Origin of the sequence: Bacteroides salyersiae WAL 10018 = DSM 18765 = JCM 12988, from assembly GCF_000381365.1 — a bacterium.
GTDB classification, from domain to species: Bacteria; Bacteroidota; Bacteroidia; order Bacteroidales; family Bacteroidaceae; genus Bacteroides; species Bacteroides salyersiae.
The window spans coordinates 1139878-1159285 of the sequence record NZ_KB905467.1 but is presented as its reverse complement, the minus strand read 5'-3'; the positions used below and the strand labels follow the sequence as shown (position 1 = coordinate 1159285).

Here is a 19408-nt window from a genome sequence, read left to right as displayed (position 1 = left end):
ATTATTTTTAGAACTGAAAGAAGTTTTTCGCATTATTATAGCTGATATCTTCAATCATCTGATTAACACGTTCCATTTCGGAAACCGGAATTTCACCATTTTCTACATCACGGCCTACCAGATTACACAACGTACGACGGAAATACTCATGACGCGGATAGGAGAGGAAAGAACGCGAGTCTGTCAACATACCTACAAAACGGCTCAGCAAACCCAATACAGAAAGAGCATTCATCTGTTTCTCCATACCGTCTTTCTGATCGAGGAACCACCAGCCCGAACCGAACTGGATTTTTCCGGCTACCGTACCATCCTGGAAGTTACCTAACATCGTTGCAATGACCTCATTTGCACATGGATTCAAATTATAAAGGATAGTCTTTGTCAATTTTCCATTCGAATTCAATCGGTCGAGGAACTTAGACATTGCTTTTGCCGTAGTAAATTCACCGATTGAGTCGAAGCCCGTATCCGGACCAAGAAGCTTAAACATCTTGCTGTTATTATTACGGATAGCACCATAATGGAACTGCTGAGTCCAACCTTTTTCCCAATCCATCTCACCGAATACGACAAGCATAGCCGATTTGAATTTCAGAATTTCTTCTTTGGTCAATTCGGCACCGCCATACACCTTATTAAATATAGCTTTGATTTCTGCATCTGTATAATCTTCTGCATAAAACTCTTCAATACCATGATCGGATAATTTACATCCTTGTTCGGCAAAGAAGTCGTGGCGTTTGCGCAAAGCAGCCACCATATCATCAAATCCGGAAATGGTGACGCCGCTAACTTCCGATAGTTTTTCCATATAGGCACGGAAATCAGCAGGAACCTCTACTGCCATTGCCTTATCCGGACGCCATGTGGGAAGCATCTTTATCTCGAATCCGCTTTCACGAGTCTTTATATGGTATTCCAATGAATCAACAGGATCATCAGTAGTACAAACCACTTCTACATGATAACGACGCATCATGCCACGAGCGGAATACTCCGGTAAAGCCAACTTCTCGTTACACTCATCATAAATTTCACGGGCTGTCTTCGGATTCAGAATCTTATCAATGCCAAACGCTGTTTTAAGTTCAAGATGAGTCCAGTGATACAACGGATTACGGAATGTGTAAGGAACAGTCTCTGCCCATTTTTCAAATTTCTCCCAATCAGTAGTATCCTTACCTGTACAATAACGTTCGTCTACACCATTGGTACGCATTGCACGCCATTTATAATGGTCGCCGCCCAACCAGATTTCAGTCAGTGATTTAAACTGATAATCATCAGCAACCATTTGAGGAATTAAGTGGCAATGGTAATCAATAATTGGCATCTTAGCCGCATGTTCGTGATACAACTTCTGTGCAGTTTCTGTTTGCAACAAGAAGTTCTCATCCATAAAGTTTTTCATTCTACTGTGTTTTAAATATAAAAAATAATTACTTCCTATATCGTAACCTATATAGTATTGATTGTAAAGCTAATAGGCTTGATTTTTGTTTTAGTTTTATTAACCGTTATCGAACACAAAAGTAGAAAAATTACTTGTAGAAACAAAATAATTCGTATATTTGCAGCGAATATTTATAATATTTAAGTTTTAGAGCTATGGAAGACCAGAACTACACCATTAAAGATATAGCCCGTATGGCAGGAGTTTCTGCCGGTACAGTAGACAGAGTATTGCATAATCGCGGGGATGTTTCCGAGAAAAGCAAAGAGAAGGTACAAAAGGTGCTTGATGAAATCAATTATCAGCCCAACGTATTTGCCATCGGACTGGCCGCCAAAAAGAAGTATGTAATTACCTGCATGATACCTCATTATAACGAACATGATTATTGGCATTCCGTAGCAACTGGTATCGAACGCGCCCGACAGGAGCTACGCCCTTTCAATGTGAGCGTCGACTACCTGTATTACACACATGGAGATCGCAGTTCTTATCAGGAAGCATGCAAAACAATAGAGAACAGTGATACAGATGCACTGCTGCTTGCCCCTAACTTCAGAGAAGACACCCTCCCCATGCTTGAGTATTTAAAAAAGAAGAAAATACCTTTTGCATTTATCGACTTTGACATACAAGAAGCCAAACCACTGATATATATCGGACAAGATTCCTATAAAAGCGGATATATCGCTGCCAAAATATTAATGCGAAACTATTCGGAAGGGCAGGAGATAGCCTTATTCTTAAACAACAATAAAGAAAATCCGGCAGAAATACAGATGCAACGCCGCCTGGAAGGTTTCATGAGTTATTTGGCCGAAGAACATAGAGATACGATAACCTACGATGTGATACTCAATAAAGAGAATCCGGAGCAGAATGACGAAATACTGGATGTCTTTTTTTCGGAACATCCCAAAGCAACATTGGGAGGAGCCTTCAATTCCCGGGTTTATCAGGTAGGAAATTATCTGCACAAAAAAGGCAAAAGAATGAAAGGTTTGATAGGATACGACCTTTTGAAGGACAATGTGGAACTGCTAAAGTCGGGAGAAGTCACTTATCTGCTCGGACAACGTCCTGGTTTACAAGGCTATTGCGGCGTAAAAACACTATGTGACGATATCGTATTTAAAAGACCGGTCGAACCACTAAAATATATGCCGATCGATATTCTCTTAAAAGAAAACATTGATTTCTATTTTGAGTTTGAATAACATAACATATTAATTTTATAATTTCAATTAACATGAAAGCATTAAACAAAGAAACAGCTCCTAAGGCCCAACGCCCGGAACGTATTATCCAATTTGGTGAAGGCAATTTTTTACGTGCATTCGTAGACTGGATTATCTACAACATGAATGAAAAAACCGATTTCAATAGTAGCGTAGTAGTAGTTCAACCTATCGATAAAGGTATGGTAGACATGCTAAACGCACAGGACGATCTTTATCATGTAAACCTGCAAGGCTTGGATAAAGGTGAAGTCGTAAACAGCCTGACAATGATCGATGTCATCAGCCGTGCTTTAAATCCTTATACGCAAAATGCCGAATTTATGAAGTTGGCAGAACAACCGGAAATGCGCTTTGTTATTTCTAATACCACCGAAGCCGGTATCGCTTTCGATCCATCTTGCAAATTGGACGATGCACCCGCCTCTTCTTATCCGGGCAAATTGACCCAACTGCTATATCATCGTTTTAAAACATTCAACGGAGACAAGAGCAAAGGTCTGATCATTTTTCCATGCGAACTTATTTTCCTTAACGGCCATAAATTAAAAGAGACAATCTATCAGTATATCGAGTTATGGAACCTCGGAGAGGAATTTAAAACATGGTTTGAAGAAGCTTGCGGCGTATATGCAACATTGGTAGACCGTATTGTTCCGGGATTCCCCCGTAAAGACATCGATGCAATCAAAGAAAAACTGCAATACGACGACAACCTGGTTGTTCAGGCTGAAATATTCCATTTGTGGGTAATTGAAGCACCGCAAGAAATTGCGAAAGAATTCCCTGCTGACAAAGCGGGATTAAACGTACTGTTCGTTCCGTCCGAAGCACCTTACCACGAACGCAAAGTGACATTGTTGAACGGTCCGCACACGGTGTTGTCTCCCGTAGCTTACTTGTCGGGAATCAATATCGTACGAGATGCCTGCCAACACGAAGTGGTAGGCCAATACATCCACAAAGTGATGTTCGACGAGTTGATGGAAACCCTCAATCTGCCGAAAGATGAACTGGACAAATTCGCCCATGACGTATTGGAACGCTTCAATAATCCGTTTGTAGATCACGCCGTAACAAGCATTATGCTGAACTCATTCCCCAAGTATCAAACTCGTGACCTTCCGGGATTGAAAACTTACCTGGAACGTAAGGGTGAACTTCCCAAAGGATTGGTACTTGGACTGGCAGCTATCATTACTTATTACAAAGGCGGTGTTCGTGCCGATGGTGCTGAAATCGTACCAAACGATGCTCCGGAAATAATGAATCTATTGAAAGACTTATGGGCAACAGGTTGTACCCGAAAAGTTGCAGAAGGTGTACTGGGCGCAGAATTCATCTGGGGTGAAAACTTGAACAATATACCGGGATTGACTGATGCAGTGAAAACCGATCTTGATTCTATTCAAGAAAAAGGTATGTTGGAAACAGTAAAAAGCATTCTCTAAACAACCGAGAATGCATAAAAGTCCGCCTTATCTTTTAAGTATTGTCTATAAAAAGAAACCGGTCTCAATTAAACAAAAAAAAGAGCAGTCTTTTCACTATGGGAAGCTGCTCTTTCTCACTTAATCATAGAGACTGTTTAAATTTTCCTTTAAAAAGTTTTATCAGTTTATTTTAAATTTATTCTCAATCTGCTTTTCTGTTTTCACCGTCAGAATAACCTGCTATCCTCCTAAAAACAAAAAAACATCCTCAAAAATAGCCTTCAAAACAATGCAGAGCGTAATTTAAACAAATTCTAAAAAATCAATCGATTGTAAGGTCTTCAATAACTTCTTTCGACTGTTGGTTCACATCTTTTTCAACTCTCGGAGAAGACAATACCCAATAGCCTAACAACAACACTGCTATGATAATGGCAATAATAATCCATGTTCTGTTTTTCTCTTTCATTTTCGTTAGGGTTTAGTGATTTTATATGCCAAAGAACAAACAGGAACCAAGTTTGTTCAAACACAATACATCAGCCATCATCACATACCAGATAATTTTATCGATGTCAATAGGTAAAAAATTAAATTGCTAAATCGATAAGTATAAACCAAACGCTTCTTTTTCCAAACGCTTCTTTAAACTTCGGAGAAAAAAAGAAAGGTTAATCATATACGAGATAATCATATATATATCAACCATATACATCATCAATATCAAAGATAAAAAGAGCCGTATTTCCTTTGTACAAGAAATTAATATTAACACCATGTTAAATACAATCTTTTGCCGGCAAGAATACGCTTCTTTACAGACAAAGAATAAATGTTTTGCAAGAAAAGAAATAATATGCAAGAAACGGGATTAACAATGTTAAAATCAGAACGATGTTCATTCTGATTCTGCCGCTCTAAGTATAAAAGTAGTAGCGCCGATAGTCACAATAGCCCCATCTTCTATACGGATACGATCTTTATCACCCAAAACCTCATTCATCAGGAAAGTACCTGTAAGACTGAGAGCGTCCCGAAGAGTATAGACCAACTTTCCTAATTTATCCCGCTTCACATTAATAACGCAATGACGACGATCCATGCTCATATCACCGGTTTCAATCGGCATATTTATAACTGTACCGACACAGCGGCGTCCAATTACATTATCTCCTTCTTGCAAAGGCAATATCTGCTTGAATCCAAATACATTTTCAATAACAACAATACATCCAAACTCACCCTTACAAGCATCCTCGTTCAATACTTCTTCTTTCTGGGAGGCTTTCACCTTACTTTTCCCTAAACGGATACTAAACTGCTTACCACAATGCTCACAAACAAAAACCAAAGATTGACCTTCGGTATATTTCGTTTCATCAAAAGACAGATAATTCTCACATTTAGGACAACGAACTCGTTTCATATTTTATAATAGGGAAATAGGTGAATCATATTTATTTAGCCAACATCCATGCCGTTTTATAAGCTTCATTCTCTCTTATTTTCAGAAGTTGCTTCATAGCTTCCTCACGAGTAGCATACGACATGATACTTACACGAACTTTACCATCACTATTCAAAACCTTAGCTCTATGAAATCCTTTCGCCTTAAGCTGCTCAGCCATTATCTCCGCATCCTTTAAAGTAATACCTCCGGCTACGATTATGTGATAATTATCTTCCATCTGCTTCTCTGCTACAGGTTTAACAACCTTTACTTCTTTCACCACCAGAGGTTTCGTTGCCCTTTTTCCTGTTTCTTTTTCAGAAGAGGTAGTCCCATACGATATCTTCGCCGTTGTCACACTTTTTTTCGTCTCTTGTTTCACCTCAACAGGAGTCATCACTACAGATCGGTTCTCGATTTTTTCAAATAAATCTATCGGAAGTAACCGGGCATAATTATCTTTTTCAACAGCCGTATTCTCTATTGGAGTAGAAAACGCAAAAAATAACGCAATTGCAGCTATCATAGCGACGGCATTACGCAAAACAGCGCGATTTATCCTAATTTCATATGGCTTTGTTCTCTCCTGAGCTGCCACAGGAATCAACACTTTCTCTTCCGGCTTATGCAAAACTGCCAACTCTTTCATCTCAAAAGAATCAAGTCCATATAAATAAGGTGTAGTAATTCTGTTCTCATAAGGAATAAATTCATAGGCACCATGAATCGTATACCTCAATTCTCCTACATTTGCCAAGTCTACCTTTCCCTCTTTATGAAGCACCGCAATCAACTCCGCCACTTCTTCTTCTACTATCTTAGTAGCATCCGAAAAGTTCGTGTCATACACAGCCATATATGATTGTACCAACAATCCGTCATTCAACTTTAACTGCGGATTAAAACCGATGGTGCGAGTAGGAGAGAGGAAAGTGTTTCCTTCAACCCGCATTGCAGGGGTATAGTATGCTACAAAACCTCCAAATCCGGGAACGATTACGCAATCATTCTCTAATAACAAGATTTCTATGTGCTGTGCTAATTCAATCATGAGTACAAAATTAGGTGTTTTATTGGAGATATGCTAAAATTCTGCATATTTTATTATTAACAATTTATAAAGCAAAATATAATAAAACCACTATGCTTACCGTTATTGATGCAGACAAATGAATTATTTTAATACTTACTAAATCTATAATAAAAAATAAAATGAAGATAAAAATAGTCACCACTGCTATTTTAATAGCTATATTGACTTCATGTAGAACGAGTAATCAAATAACTTATTTTCAAGATATTGAACAAAACAAATCAGGTAAAATAACGGAACAAGCTATCAACTATGAAGCTAGAATATGTCCAGATGATCAATTATCTATCTTTGTATCTAGTATCGACCCAAATGCCGTAGCTGTTTTCAATCTTCCTCTGACCAGTTATCTAACTCCAGGTGAAACTGATGTAACTACTACACCAGTAATGCAAACTTATTTGGTTGATACCGATGGTTATATAGAATTTCCTGTATTAGGTAAAATAAAAGTTATAGGACAAACCCGAAGTGAATTGGCCGCAACTTTAAAGGAGAAAATTTCAGCATATGCAAAAGATCCTTTAGTCACTATTAAAATACAGAATTTTAAAGTTTCGATATTAGGTGAAGTAAATACTCCTGGAACCCAAACGATTACAAATGAACGAATTTCAATCCTTGACGCAATTGGTTTGGCTGGTGATTTAACGATTTATGGAGAACGTACAAATGTATTAATCATTCGAGATAATAATGGGAAAAAAGAATATCACCGTTTAGATTTAACATCTTCAGAAGCATTTTCTTCTCCATATTATTATCTAAAACAAAATGATATTGTATATGTCGAGCCCAATAAAGCACGCAGAAATAATTCTTCATATAGTCAAAGTGCACAATTCAATATATCTGTAGCATCTACCATTGTTAGTGCTATATCTGTAATAGCATCATTAACAATAGCATTATTAGTTAAATAATTTCCATAAAATATATGAAAGACGAAAACATACACATCGGAGAACTGTTAAAGCAATACATTCACTATTGGAAAATTTATATTCCCATTGGGATTATTTGTCTAATAGGTGCTATTATTTTTATATTAGTTATTCCAAAAGAATATGATATTGTAGCGAAAATACAATTAATGGGAGAGAAAAATGGTATGATGTCCGAACTGAAGATGTTGAAAAGTTCTGCCATTGGAGGACTTCTAGGAGGTGGTGGTAATAGTGCAAATACTGAAAATGAGATAGTACTTATGACTTCTCGTAATAACCTTATTAATGTCATTCGCAAAACACAATATCAAATAGAAACAACTACCCGCAATAGATTAAAAAAAGTAATATTAAGCAAAAAAGAATCTCCTGTAACATACACTTTCCCTATTGCATTTCTTGATACATTAAGTAAACCAATCACCATCAAATTGAATATACTCAATAATAATATTCAAAAAATTAAAGTAGAATCATATCTTTTTGATGACATAATTATAAAATCACAATCTTTTCCCTATGATCTGGTATTGCCTATAGGTACAATTACTATTGTTTCTGATGGCAAGGCGAATGGAAATTATACAACAAAAATAACTCCTCTTCAGAAAGCTTTTGAGACATTATCAGAAGATATATATATATATCCATCCGAGAAAATGACAGATATTTTAACTCTTTCTTACAGAACATCAAACCAAAAGATAGGTTGCGAATTACTCAATACAGTAATGGACAGTTATAATGACTATTCAAAAAAAGTAAAGATGCAAGACGCAGACTTAAATTCTTATTTTGTTCGGGAACGCTTGGATACTATTACTATGGAATTAGCTTTATTAGAGCATCAAATAGAAAAATATAAACAATCAAACAATATTCCCAATCCAATTCTTTATGGAGAAGCTACATATATGGGAAATCAAGAAATTGAAAAAATGATTTTGGAAACAGAAACACGTTTGCGAATGCTTGATTACGTTATTTCATATATGAAAGATCCAGCTAACTCATATTCAGCCGTTCCTATTATAAGTGAGACCGGTGAAAAAGCAATAGCCATATATAATGAGTTAATATTAAACAGACAACGCTTACTTCAATCATCTGAACGTAATAATCCTGCACTAATATTAGCAGAAAATCAGCTAAAAGAGCAACGCAAAATGCTATTTGAATCTATTCAAAGCATTCGTGAAAATATTCAGATAAATTTAAATGCACTTAAACAGAAGAATAGTTCGTTAACAAAATTAATAGATAAATTGCCTACCCAAGAACGGGAGTACATTGAAATGAAACGGCAACAAAGAATCAAAGAGACTATGTATCTTTTTTTAATGCAAAAATTACAAGAAAAAGAGTTAGTAAATTCTCCTGATGAATTTGCCGGACGTATCATCGATAAAGCATATGCTTCTTACAAACATACATATCCCAAAAGTTCAATTGTATTAATCGTAGCATTTATCTTAGCCTGTATTATATCACTGACGGTAATTAGCATTAAAGTATTCACTTTCGAGAAAGACAAAAAATAGCAGGTATGATGCGACAAATTGTATTATCTAAAAATAACTTGTTCTTCTATTTGTTACTTTTTGGTTACATTTTTGGAGTCATATTATATGATTTCTTAAAATTTGATTATACTGATGAAATTTTGGCACTATTCTTAGTATTATTTGCTGGTATAACAATATGGGAACGAAAAAGCATAAAAGAATTGCATATTTTAATATGGATTGTGAGTATATTTTCATTTTATGCTGTATACTCATTTTGGATAGGCTCCAATGTTCCTCAAGCCATATTCATGGACTTTGTAATACAAATTAAGCCTTTTTTAGCTTTTTATTGTGCATGGTTAATAGCTCCAACATTTACAAATGTGCAAAAAAAAATTACTACCGTGGTATGTTTAATAATGGGAGGAGTTATATTAATTGCCGTATTAACTGGAAATATGTGGACTTTTTTTGGACACCCATCTCGTTTAGCTACATCAGCTACTATTACTGCCTTGCTTTTCTTCTATTGTAGCTCATACTCGTGGAGTGATATCATAGCTTTCATTGCTCTTATAAGTATTGGACTTCTTTCCACTCGTTCCAAAGCATACGGATTTTGGGGAGTAGCAGTATTTATATTAATATACTGTAAAACTGGTGGTTCACTAAAACTAAATATAAAAGCAGTTTTGGCTTTATTAGTAGTAATATTTCTAAGCGTAGCCTTATCATGGGAAAAAATTGTATTATATTATATAGATGGAATGATGAATTCAGAACAGATGTGGAGCCGTCCAGCCATGATGATAACCGCCTTTCAGATCTTATTTGATTATTTTCCTTTTGGTTCGGGCTTTGCAAGCTTCGCTACTTTTGCCTCTGGTACATATTACTCTAAAACATATGCGGAATACGGTATTGATCATTTATATGGTATTTCAAAAGAATGGCCTTCTTTTATCACAGATGCTTATTATCCAGAACTTGCACAATTTGGAATTGTTGGTGTTTCCTTATATATTTCATTTTGGATAACAATAATGCACCAATCTCGCCCATTACTTCAAAAAGGTTATTATAAAGAATTTATCATTGCTGTTCTCATTTGTATTTTCTTTGCTATAGAGGGAATTGCTGATGCCACCTTTGTCCACAATCGTGGACTATTTATTTTAATGCTATTAGGATTAATCATTCCCCATAAATCTTCCCAATCTCAAACTCCACAAGAAAAATAATACAAACAAAAAAGAATTGATAATGCCATTTGATATATAAAAATTCGTGTTATACACATTTGCGAACAAATATTTTTAAACAAAGGTAGTATAAAGAAGATTGCAAACATATAAGAAATAATGCGAGAAATAGGATATCCCACTAACCCATAGCTTGGAATAAGAAAATAATACAACAACAATGTACCTCCTTGAGCTCCTATTTGTATCCATAGAAATTTCTTTTGTTGTCCAAATGAATTAAAAATTCTCATATACATATTATATATGAATCCAAATGGTAGATACAATATCATCAATGATAACATTTGGGAGGTTAACGCTAACGCCTCTACACTAAATTTCCCCTGTGAAAACATTAATTCTACAATCCAACTACTACACACTGAAATAAAAAGAGCTGTTAAAAAGAGCCCTGTCGTAACAAAAAAAATCAAACGTTCCGTAAGCAATGTTACCTCCTTATATTTACACTGACTCACTAGATTGTTAAACTTAATAGCCATTATATTGGTTATTTGAGCTACTAAAAAAATACTTGGAATATTCGTAATCTTATCTGCATAATTAACAGCAGTAAGACTCCCTTCTGGAAACATTGTAAAATAATATTGCGGAACATATAAAACTAAAAGGTACATAATAAAACCTAATTGCGCATACACCCCATTAGAACATACAGAAGCTATTTTTTTAAAAGAAAAAACAGTAAAAGACCATTTAAGAGAATGTTTCATTATCCACACAATAATTATAATATTTATCAAATACCCTAATATCAACCCCAAGATAATAGACGAAACCCCTAATTCCTCATGAAACAAAATGATAAAAGTTACTCCTAATAAATAATTAATAGCATTTATCAGATTAGGAATAGTGAAATACTTATAGGATGCAAGAAGTTCCGTAATCAAACTAACTAAAATGTTAAGAAAAATAAGAGGAAGACACCAACGAATAATACTCACATTCTCATATACCACATCTATTGGAAATGAAGAAATGAAACAAAAAAGATTCTCAGTACGTATATTGGCTATGACAAATAAGAGAAGCCCTATTACTCCATATAATAAAATGAAGGAATTTAAAAAAGCCATGGATTTCTCCTCATTTTCTTGATTCCGAATATTAATACTCTCAGGAATTAATACAGAAGTCGACAAATTCAAAAAAAAATAAGAAATAAATAATATAATATTGTAAGTAAAAAAAAAGATATCCGTACTAGAATGTGTTCCAAAAAAATATCCAATCAACCATTGTTGAATAAACGCAATACTTTTCCCTCCTATATTAAATACAGAAGAAAGCAATATCCCCTTTCTATAAGATTCAGTTTTTAAAATATCCATCTTAATACTATTTCATTTTTCCAGCATGGTTCTGATTCTGAATAGCAGTATTATATAATCTCATAAAATTAGACGATATGCGTTCCCAAGTATATTTTTCAACAACATCTCTGTAGGCTGTTTCTACAATTGAATTATAACTAAAAGAATCACTAAAAATCTTCTCTATTTTATTTACCCAATCTTGCAGAGAAAAAGAATCTATAATCCACCCGTTTTCATTATTCCGGATAATTGCCACTCCTCCTCCAGTAGCCGTGGACAATACTGGCACTTTCCAATACATAGACTCAAGTATCACCATACCGTAAATCTCGTAATCAGAGGCCAATAGGAATAAATCTGCTATTTTATATATACCGACCAACTCTTTTTGCGTCATTCGACTTAACCACTTTACTCTTGACTTATACACACTCTGTTCTGTCCTCTTTTTTAAAACTTCTTTCTGACTTCCTTCACCCACAATAATCAATGTATATATGTCTGGCAGATTCTCTATAATTTCTAATAATAATTCTACATGCCGTCTATTTTCTACAACCCCAATATACAGTAAGATCTTTGTAGAAGAAGATATTTGTAATTCTTCTCTCCAATCTACAGTCACTGTATAACATTGATCAAAATTAGACATATCAAGCCCAATAGCCGTAACTTCCATTTTCTGAAACCGGCTATACTTACGAAGATATTCCATTGCTCTAGGTGTCTTACATCCTATAGCATTAACATGCGTAAGAATATACTTTCCAAATGTCATATTAAACAAACATTCTAATATACGTTGCAACGGTTTTCTAGTAGGTTCATACGTTCCTTGAATCAACACACACGGAATAGAATTTTTCCGACTCCACATTAACGTATATAAAGACATAAACATACCTATTTCATGAATTTGGATAATATCAGGTTGAATACGATCCAGTGTTTTCCACAATTTTTCGTAAAACCCTATACTCTGTTGCAACATTTTACAAGTAAGATAATATATAGAGTAATCATTATCATGATTTTCCAACTCCGTTTCTCCTGGCAAAATAAGGCTTACTGCTACTCCTTGCTTGATTAATTCCTTAGCTAAGCCTATTTCTTGTATGTTATATGTTTGACTATCTACATATGATAGTGATGTTCTAATAATAACTAAATGCATATTATATTAATTAAAGTCAGCACAAAGGTATAAAAATCGTAATTACTTAGATAACAAATATACTATAAAAATCGAATAATTATCTGAGACTATAGTTTACTCATGTTACGGTAGAAGAAAAAAATGTCACAAGTTTAGTAATATCCTCACTCATTCTACGTTTATTAATACAAAAGACCCAATATTATTAGTTAAAATGAAAATTTTATTAGCAAATAAATTTTATTATAACCGAGGTGGAGATTGTATCGCCACACTAGCATTAGAACAATTATTGAAAAGCCATGGACATGCAGTAGCTTTTTTCGCAATGAATTATGCAGATAATTTTCCATCAGAGTGGGTTGATTATTTTGCTTCAGAGGTTAATTTTTCTACTCCTAATATTATAAACAAATTAAAGAGCGTAAAACGTATATTTTATTCATCTGATGTAAAAGTACAATTTACACGACTAATAGATGACTTTCAACCAGATATAATACATCTTAACAATATTCATTCTTATCTCTCTCCTTATATAGCAGAGATAGCATACAAACGAGGTATTAAAGTTATTTGGACTCAACATGACTATAAATTAATTTGTCCCACTTATAGTATGAAGCGTGAAGGGATATGTGAATTATGTATAAAAAACACAATTCATGTTCTAACCAAAAGATGTATGAAGAATAGTTTGTTACAAAGTGGTTGCGCATATTTAGAATCTCTATGTTGGAATAGAAGTAAATTACAAAAATATACCACTACCTTTATTGCACCTTCTGATTTTATGAAAAGAAAAATGATAGAAGGAGGATTTGATAAACGAAAGATTAAAATGGTACCCAATTGTATTCCTAGAAATATAAATGATAGTCTATTAAAAAAAGAAAATTACTATTGCTTTGTTGGGCGCTTATCTGAGGAAAAAGGTATAATGGAATTATTAGAAGTAGCCAAAACCTTACCATATCAATTAATAGTAGTAGGTGATGGGCCACTAAAACAAGAACTTTTACAAAAAGCAGACGGATGTAACAATATATCATTTACTGGTTTCAAGCAATGGGAAGTACTAAAGAATATTATTGGAAAAGCCAGATTTCTTATCGTACCATCAACATGGTATGAAGTATTCGGTCTTGTTAGTTTAGAAGCACAAGCATTAGGTACTCCTGTATTAGCAGCTAATATCGGAGGGCTTCCGGAAACCATTTACCCAGGGTATAGTGGAGAGCTATTTGAATCAGGAAATATAAAGGAAATGCGAGATCAAATACATAAAATGTTCACAATTCAATTTGACTATACTGCAATCTCCAACAATGTTAAATCTAACTTTTCAATGGAAAATTATTACAATAAAATAATAAATATATACAAGCAAGCTCTTATTTCAAAAGATTTAGAGTGATTCTATTCCATAATAAATTATTTATACAATTTGTAAATTATCGAAAATACGTTGAGATATTATAATCATCCTTAAAGAGAACATTCTCCATCCTAATCAAAACCCGATAAGGATATATTAAACTATTTATTTAAAGTCCATTTATTTGCAAACATTCAGTAAATTCCGTCTTTCCCTGTCTTCTCATTGATAATCGATAAAGGTTTCTTATGAAGATAAGCATTCAGTGAGCTATATCCACTTACCAAGGATATTCAGAAAAGTCTCATAGAATTCTAAAAATCAAAAATATTTTTTTAGGCATAGAAATAATTTTTTCAGGTTTTCCACGTTTAAAAAATAAGGATTACAAAAATAAAGCTATTTTTGCAATTAAATATATACCAAAACTTAGATATAGCAACGTTACAAATAAAAAATTAATGAAAACAAAAGTCCAAGCAAGCTTAATCACAACATATCGATGTAATGCCAAATGCAACATGTGTAACATATGGCAACATCAAACAAAAGCCGAAGAAGAAATAGATGCTCACTATTATAGCAAACTTCCCAAAGGATTACGGATTAATATAACAGGAGGAGAAGCAACAATACGAAAAGACATTGACCGCATTTTTGAAATATTGTATCCTAAAGCTTCTCTATTGGAATTGAGTACTAATGGTTTTAATACTGAGAGAATTGTTTCCATAGCCCGAAAATATCCCAATATTCTCATACGAGTTAGTTTAGAAGGTTTACCTGCATTGAACGATCAAAAGCGCGGTACACGAAATGGTTTTGATCATGCTTTAAGAACCATGCTTGAACTTAAAAAAACAAAATGTAAAAATATAGGTTTTTCAGTTGTTATTTCTCCTGATAATTATCAGGATTTACTCTATTTATATGAACTCTGTGTTGCATTAGATGTAGAATTAGGTAATTCAGTTGTACATAATTCTTGGTATTTTCATAAAGAAGACAATTTAATAGCTAGTAAAGAAGCTTTGCATCAACATGAACTGTTTGTGCAGGCCTTGTTGCAATCCAAAAGGCGTGGAATCAAAAAGAAACTAAAAGATTACGGCCGAGCTTATTTCAATAAAAGTATCCACCAACGTTTAAGAGGAGATGCACCTGGATATCGTCCACAATGTGGTGCATTAAAGGATTTTTATTTTATAGATCCTTTTGGTAATGTCTCTCCATGTAATGGTTCTGGAGAAGAATGGATAATTGGTAATATAAAAACAGACTCAATAGAAAATATACTTCAATCAGAAAAAGCTAAAGAAGCAGAAAAAATGGTAGCAAACTGCCAACGTAATTGTGCTTTTATAGTTACTGAACGACATGACATGTTGCGTAAACCTTGGAAGCCCATTTGGTGGATAATAAAAAATAAAATACGTATTAAAATGGGAAAAGCAATCAACTTCGAATGAAAATTTTTGTTTTTGGGACAAGAGGATTCCCTGATATTCAAGGTGGAGTAGAAAAACATTGTGAAGCTCTATATAGTGGTTTTTCTTCTGATTTTTCAATAACTGTATTCAGAAGAAAACCATATATAATACGTACACCTTATTATAATCAAATACAATTCATAGATTTGCCCTCAACCAGAATCAAAGGATTTGAAGCTATATTTCATTCATTGGTATGTGCACTTATATGTATATGGAAAAGACCTAACATTGTTCATATCCACAATATAGGACCTGGCTTTTTTATTCCATTATTACGATTATTCGGTCTAAAAATTGTACTAACATATCATAGTGCAAATTATGAACATAAGAAATGGGGATATCTATCAAAAAAGATACTTGAACTTTCAGAATTTTTTGCTTTAAAGTATTCAAATCGAATTATTTTTGTTAATCGTTTTCAGATGGAAAAAGTCTCTGTAGAAGTAAAAAAGAAATCTACATACATTCCTAATGGGATTAGTAATAATCTAAAAAAAACAGATAGCATAAATTATATAAAATCATTAGGAATTACCCCTAAAAAGTATATATTAGCTGTAGGGCGAATTACCCCAGAAAAAGGATTTGACGATTTGATAGAAGCATTTATATTACTGAACGATCCTAACTACAAATTGGTCATCGCAGGAGGTGTAGAACATGAAATTAATTATTTTAATTCGCTAAAAAATAAAAATCATGCTAATCAAATTATATATACAGGTTTTTTGACTGAAGAATATCTCCAAGAATTGTATACTCATACTGCATTATTTGTTTTATCTTCTCACAATGAAGGTTTTCCTTTAGTAGTATTAGAAGCGATGCAATTAGGGTGTAACATTTTATTAAGTAATATACCCGCAACTCAATTACTAAACTTACCAGAAAACTATTATTATCCAATGGGAGATATAAACAAATTATACCTATCTTTAAAGGAGAAACTGAAATCACAAAATTCCAATCTTGTGCAATACGATCTTTCAAAATATAATTGGGAAAAAATATGCCAACAAACAGCTCAAATTTACAAATCTTTAATGTAGAAAACAATATAACGAAAATGAATACGTTATATCTACAAATGAATACAAAGACCTTATTAGATAATGCTCCGCTTACACGGAATAGTTGTAGAATGATAAAACGTACATTTGATATTACAACTGCTTTGATAGTCCTGGTATTAATTTTTCCATGGATTTATTTAATAATTGCCTGTGCCATAAAAATAATTATGCCTGGTCCGATATTTTTCAAACAAAAAAGAACAGGAAAGGGTGGAAATGTTTTTATATGTTACAAATTTAGAACAATGGATGCAAAAAATTGTTCTGACAAATTTGTTGATCCGCAATTGAATAAATATTCATTAGGTAATTTTTTGCGTGCAACTAGTTTAGATGAACTTCCTCAATTTTGGAATGTATTAAAAGGAGATATGTCAATTATAGGGCCAAGGCCGCACATGCTAATACACGATGAAGAATATATGAATAAAATCAAAGAATATTCTTTAAGATATGCTATAAAACCAGGTATTACAGGCTGGGCACAAGTCAACGGATTACGTGGCGAACGAAACATAGAGAGAGTAAAAATGCGCGTAAGCTATGATTTATGGTATATTCAGCATTGGTCTATAGCATTAGATATAAAAATTATGCTTCGCACTATAGGAGTTATGATAAAAAAACAATAATATTCAACACATTGAAAATAAGTAAAATCATATCACTATTCCTACTATTATTAATACCAATGATTGGTAATACCCAGAAACCTAATACATTTATTGAATACGGTACCACTGTACATGTAGGAGAGAATACTCCATTATGGCAAGTAAGTAATCAACATGGATTATCTTCCCTTAATAACAACACATACATTAAAGGAGGAATATCTTATAAAAAAAAGGTTCATTCATGGAAAATTGAAAGCGAACTAAATTTAGCCATAGCAACAGGAGGAAGTTCCACTTTTATTATACAACAAGCATATGCTGATATCCGTTATAAATGGATAGGAATATGGGGAGGGAATCGAGAACTAATTACGGAGTATTTGAATCCATTATTGAGTAGTGGTGGACTTGTTTGGTCGAGTAATGCGCGCCCTATACCGCAAATTTGTGTAGGTATTTTAGATTATATCCATTTAACTCCAGGCATTCAACTTAAAGTAAAAGTCTCATATGGTTGGTTTACTGATGGTAAATATCAAGAAAGAAATGTTGGAGAAGTATATTCATATGTAAAAAAAACAAAATTTCACCATAAAAGTATTTATTTTCGTTTTGGAAATCCCGAGAGACATTGGTTATTTGACGCGGGGATACGTATGGACGATCAGTTCGGTGGATACGCAACTAGAGGACCACGGAGTGGTAATTTAGGAAATAGTTGGAAGGATTATTTAAACGCTTTTATTCCTAGAAATAGTGGAGAAGGAGAATATTTTGATGGAAATTATTTAGGTAGTGAACATCTAAAGCTGACATATCAGAATAAAAATATTTTATGTTCCATTTATTTGGAAAACTATTATGACGACTTATCAGGTATGGGAAAATTAAATGGTATGGATGGACTTTGGGGGATTGAATATAAAATTGATAAAAAACAAATTATTAATAATATTATTCTAGAATATTACCAATCTACCAACCAAAGTGGACCATTACATGGAAAAGATTTCTCAGCAGCAAAAAAAACCGGAGGTGCAGATAATTATTATAACCACGTTATCTATCCCGGATGGTCACATTGGGGTATGAGCATGGGTAATCCATTAGTTGCTTCACCTATTTATAATAACAATGGAAACCTTGCTTTTCAATATAACCGTGTTAAAGCTATCCATTTAGGTTGGAGTGGCGACATTAGTAATGAATGGACTTATCGTGCTAAACTATCATTTAATCGTACATGGGGAACTCCCTTTAAGCCAATCCCTGAAATCTTAGAAAATTTTTCTACTTTTGCAGAGTTTAAATATATCCCAAATAAATGGAAAGGTTGGAGCTTTACCGCTTCAGCAGCATTTGATATTGGAGACATTTATGGCGATAATTTAGGCTTGCAAGTCAAAGTTCATAAAAAATTCTGAAAATGAATTATATACAAACAGAAATTGATGGTGTATGGCTGATAGAGCCGAAAGTATTTTCTGATAGTAGAGGATACTTTATGGAGTCTTTTAAAAAAGAAGAATTCGAAAAACATATCGGAAAAGTAGACTTTATACAAGATAATGAATCCAAATCGTCATTCGGTGTATTACGAGGATTACATTATCAGACAGGTGAATATAGCCAAGCAAAATTGGTACGCGTCATTAAAGGTGAAGTATTAGATGTTGCAGTAGATTTACGTCAATCATCATCTACATTTGGAAAATACGTAAGCGTATTGTTAACTGAAGACAACAAACGCCAATTTTTCATTCCACGTGGTTTTGCCCATGGATTTTTGGTATTAAGCGAAGAAGTAATCTTCACATATAAAGTTGATAATATATATAACCCACAAGCAGAAAGATCCATTTTATATTGCGATAATGCATTAGGCATTGATTGGCCAATAGCCGATTTTCAAATTATTATGTCTGAAAAAGACAGGCAGGCTAAGATTTTTCAAGAAGCTGAATATTTTGTATAACTCC

Annotated in this window: 17 protein-coding genes; 11 read left to right on the top strand and 6 right to left on the bottom strand. The window is 33.7% G+C overall.

Annotated elements, in window-relative coordinates; genetic code table 11:
• Positions 1-7: 7 nt before the first annotated feature.
• Positions 8-1414 carry a glucuronate isomerase gene (gene uxaC, locus HMPREF1532_RS16140; protein ID WP_005931840.1) on the bottom strand — a complete coding sequence of 469 codons (1407 nt, stop codon included), beginning with the start codon at positions 1412-1414 and terminating at the stop codon, positions 8-10.
• A gap of 197 nt (positions 1415-1611) precedes the next feature.
• Between uxaC and HMPREF1532_RS16135 the strand changes: the two genes are divergently transcribed.
• Both HMPREF1532_RS16135 and HMPREF1532_RS16130 read left to right on the top strand, forming a co-directional pair.
• Positions 1612-2673 (top strand): LacI family DNA-binding transcriptional regulator, encoded by a 1062-nt coding sequence (locus HMPREF1532_RS16135; protein WP_005931837.1) that lies wholly within the window; start codon positions 1612-1614, stop codon positions 2671-2673.
• A gap of 32 nt (positions 2674-2705) precedes the next feature.
• Positions 2706-4145 carry a tagaturonate reductase gene (locus HMPREF1532_RS16130; RefSeq protein WP_005931835.1) on the top strand — a complete coding sequence of 480 codons (1440 nt, stop codon included), beginning with the start codon at positions 2706-2708 and terminating at the stop codon, positions 4143-4145.
• Positions 4146-4449: 304 nt separating this feature from the next.
• On the opposite strand, the gene HMPREF1532_RS21565 is transcribed toward HMPREF1532_RS16130, so the two are convergent.
• The 3 genes from HMPREF1532_RS21565 to HMPREF1532_RS16120 form a co-directional block, all read right to left on the bottom strand.
• Positions 4450-4596, bottom strand: a complete 147-nt coding sequence (locus HMPREF1532_RS21565; protein WP_005931831.1) for a hypothetical protein — start codon at positions 4594-4596, stop codon at positions 4450-4452.
• A 429-nt stretch (positions 4597-5025) separates the two neighbouring features.
• The gene (locus HMPREF1532_RS16125) at positions 5026-5553 is read right to left on the bottom strand and encodes an FHA domain-containing protein (protein ID WP_005931828.1); all 528 of its coding nucleotides are present in this window, start codon (positions 5551-5553) and stop codon (positions 5026-5028) included.
• Between the two features lie 31 nt (positions 5554-5584).
• On the bottom strand, positions 5585-6628 hold the full coding sequence (locus HMPREF1532_RS16120) for an HU domain-containing protein (RefSeq protein ID WP_005931825.1): 1044 nt from the start codon (positions 6626-6628) through the stop codon (positions 5585-5587).
• Positions 6629-6789: 161 nt separating this feature from the next.
• On the opposite strand from HMPREF1532_RS16120, the gene HMPREF1532_RS16115 reads away from it, so the two are divergent.
• The 3 genes from HMPREF1532_RS16115 to HMPREF1532_RS16105 are packed head-to-tail and all read left to right on the top strand — an operon-like array spanning position 6790 to position 10366.
• Complete coding sequence (locus HMPREF1532_RS16115; protein ID WP_005931822.1) at positions 6790-7593, top strand: polysaccharide biosynthesis/export family protein; 804 nt, start codon at positions 6790-6792, stop codon at positions 7591-7593.
• A gap of 14 nt (positions 7594-7607) precedes the next feature.
• Positions 7608-9158 carry a GumC family protein gene (locus HMPREF1532_RS16110; RefSeq protein ID WP_005931820.1) on the top strand — a complete coding sequence of 517 codons (1551 nt, stop codon included), beginning with the start codon at positions 7608-7610 and terminating at the stop codon, positions 9156-9158.
• Positions 9159-9163: 5 nt separating this feature from the next.
• Complete coding sequence (locus HMPREF1532_RS16105; RefSeq protein WP_044097523.1) at positions 9164-10366, top strand: hypothetical protein; 1203 nt, start codon at positions 9164-9166, stop codon at positions 10364-10366.
• Here HMPREF1532_RS16105 and HMPREF1532_RS16100 read toward each other — a convergent pair.
• Entirely contained in the window at positions 10345-11724 is a 1380-nt protein-coding gene (locus tag HMPREF1532_RS16100; protein ID WP_005931816.1) for a lipid II flippase MurJ, read from the bottom strand. The genes HMPREF1532_RS16105 and HMPREF1532_RS16100 overlap by 22 nt on opposite strands.
• A gap of 7 nt (positions 11725-11731) precedes the next feature.
• Positions 11732-12883, bottom strand: a complete 1152-nt coding sequence (locus tag HMPREF1532_RS16095) for a glycosyltransferase family 4 protein (RefSeq protein ID WP_005931814.1) — start codon at positions 12881-12883, stop codon at positions 11732-11734.
• 196 nt (positions 12884-13079) lie between these two features.
• On the opposite strand from HMPREF1532_RS16095, the gene HMPREF1532_RS16090 reads away from it, so the two are divergent.
• The 6 genes from HMPREF1532_RS16090 to rfbC all read left to right on the top strand — a co-directional run bounded on the left by HMPREF1532_RS16090 (position 13080) and on the right by rfbC (position 19404).
• Positions 13080-14282 carry a glycosyltransferase gene (locus HMPREF1532_RS16090; protein WP_005931812.1) on the top strand — a complete coding sequence of 401 codons (1203 nt, stop codon included), beginning with the start codon at positions 13080-13082 and terminating at the stop codon, positions 14280-14282.
• Between the two features lie 422 nt (positions 14283-14704).
• Positions 14705-15712, top strand: coding sequence for a radical SAM protein (locus tag HMPREF1532_RS16085; RefSeq protein WP_005931810.1), 1008 nt, complete (start codon positions 14705-14707; stop codon positions 15710-15712).
• Entirely contained in the window at positions 15709-16788 is a 1080-nt protein-coding gene (locus tag HMPREF1532_RS16080; protein WP_005931808.1) for a glycosyltransferase family 4 protein, read from the top strand. Before HMPREF1532_RS16085 ends, HMPREF1532_RS16080 begins: the two co-directional genes overlap by 4 nt.
• A complete protein-coding gene (locus tag HMPREF1532_RS16075; RefSeq protein WP_005931806.1) occupies positions 16749-17444 on the top strand; it encodes a sugar transferase in 696 nt (231 codons plus the stop codon). The genes HMPREF1532_RS16080 and HMPREF1532_RS16075 overlap by 40 nt, the downstream gene beginning before the upstream one ends.
• Before the next feature lie 59 nt (positions 17445-17503).
• Positions 17504-18853 carry a capsule assembly Wzi family protein gene (locus HMPREF1532_RS16070; protein WP_005931804.1) on the top strand — a complete coding sequence of 450 codons (1350 nt, stop codon included), beginning with the start codon at positions 17504-17506 and terminating at the stop codon, positions 18851-18853.
• Between the two features lie 2 nt (positions 18854-18855).
• Positions 18856-19404 (top strand): dTDP-4-dehydrorhamnose 3,5-epimerase, encoded by a 549-nt coding sequence (gene rfbC, locus HMPREF1532_RS16065; RefSeq protein ID WP_005931802.1) that lies wholly within the window; start codon positions 18856-18858, stop codon positions 19402-19404.
• Positions 19405-19408: the final 4 nt, after the last annotated feature.

Bases quoted from the DNA above. Each gene is read 5' to 3' on its own strand.
- uxaC (WP_005931840.1), bottom strand. From the start codon at position 1,414: ATGAAAAACTTTATGGATGAGAACTTCTTGTTGCAAACAGAAACTGCA.
- HMPREF1532_RS16135 (WP_005931837.1), top strand. From the start codon at position 1,612: ATGGAAGACCAGAACTACACCATTAAAGATATAGCCCGTATGGCAGGA.
- HMPREF1532_RS16130 (WP_005931835.1), top strand. From the start codon at position 2,706: ATGAAAGCATTAAACAAAGAAACAGCTCCTAAGGCCCAACGCCCGGAA.
- HMPREF1532_RS21565 (WP_005931831.1), bottom strand. From the start codon at position 4,596: ATGAAAGAGAAAAACAGAACATGGATTATTATTGCCATTATCATAGCA.
- HMPREF1532_RS16125 (WP_005931828.1), bottom strand. From the start codon at position 5,553: ATGAAACGAGTTCGTTGTCCTAAATGTGAGAATTATCTGTCTTTTGAT.
- HMPREF1532_RS16120 (WP_005931825.1), bottom strand. From the start codon at position 6,628: ATGATTGAATTAGCACAGCACATAGAAATCTTGTTATTAGAGAATGAT.
- HMPREF1532_RS16115 (WP_005931822.1), top strand. From the start codon at position 6,790: ATGAAGATAAAAATAGTCACCACTGCTATTTTAATAGCTATATTGACT.
- HMPREF1532_RS16110 (WP_005931820.1), top strand. From the start codon at position 7,608: ATGAAAGACGAAAACATACACATCGGAGAACTGTTAAAGCAATACATT.
- HMPREF1532_RS16105 (WP_044097523.1), top strand. From the start codon at position 9,164: ATGATGCGACAAATTGTATTATCTAAAAATAACTTGTTCTTCTATTTG.
- HMPREF1532_RS16100 (WP_005931816.1), bottom strand. From the start codon at position 11,724: ATGGATATTTTAAAAACTGAATCTTATAGAAAGGGGATATTGCTTTCT.
- HMPREF1532_RS16095 (WP_005931814.1), bottom strand. From the start codon at position 12,883: ATGCATTTAGTTATTATTAGAACATCACTATCATATGTAGATAGTCAA.
- HMPREF1532_RS16090 (WP_005931812.1), top strand. From the start codon at position 13,080: ATGAAAATTTTATTAGCAAATAAATTTTATTATAACCGAGGTGGAGAT.
- HMPREF1532_RS16085 (WP_005931810.1), top strand. From the start codon at position 14,705: ATGAAAACAAAAGTCCAAGCAAGCTTAATCACAACATATCGATGTAAT.
- HMPREF1532_RS16080 (WP_005931808.1), top strand. From the start codon at position 15,709: ATGAAAATTTTTGTTTTTGGGACAAGAGGATTCCCTGATATTCAAGGT.
- HMPREF1532_RS16075 (WP_005931806.1), top strand. From the start codon at position 16,749: ATGCCAACAAACAGCTCAAATTTACAAATCTTTAATGTAGAAAACAAT.
- HMPREF1532_RS16070 (WP_005931804.1), top strand. From the start codon at position 17,504: ATGATTGGTAATACCCAGAAACCTAATACATTTATTGAATACGGTACC.
- rfbC (WP_005931802.1), top strand. From the start codon at position 18,856: ATGAATTATATACAAACAGAAATTGATGGTGTATGGCTGATAGAGCCG.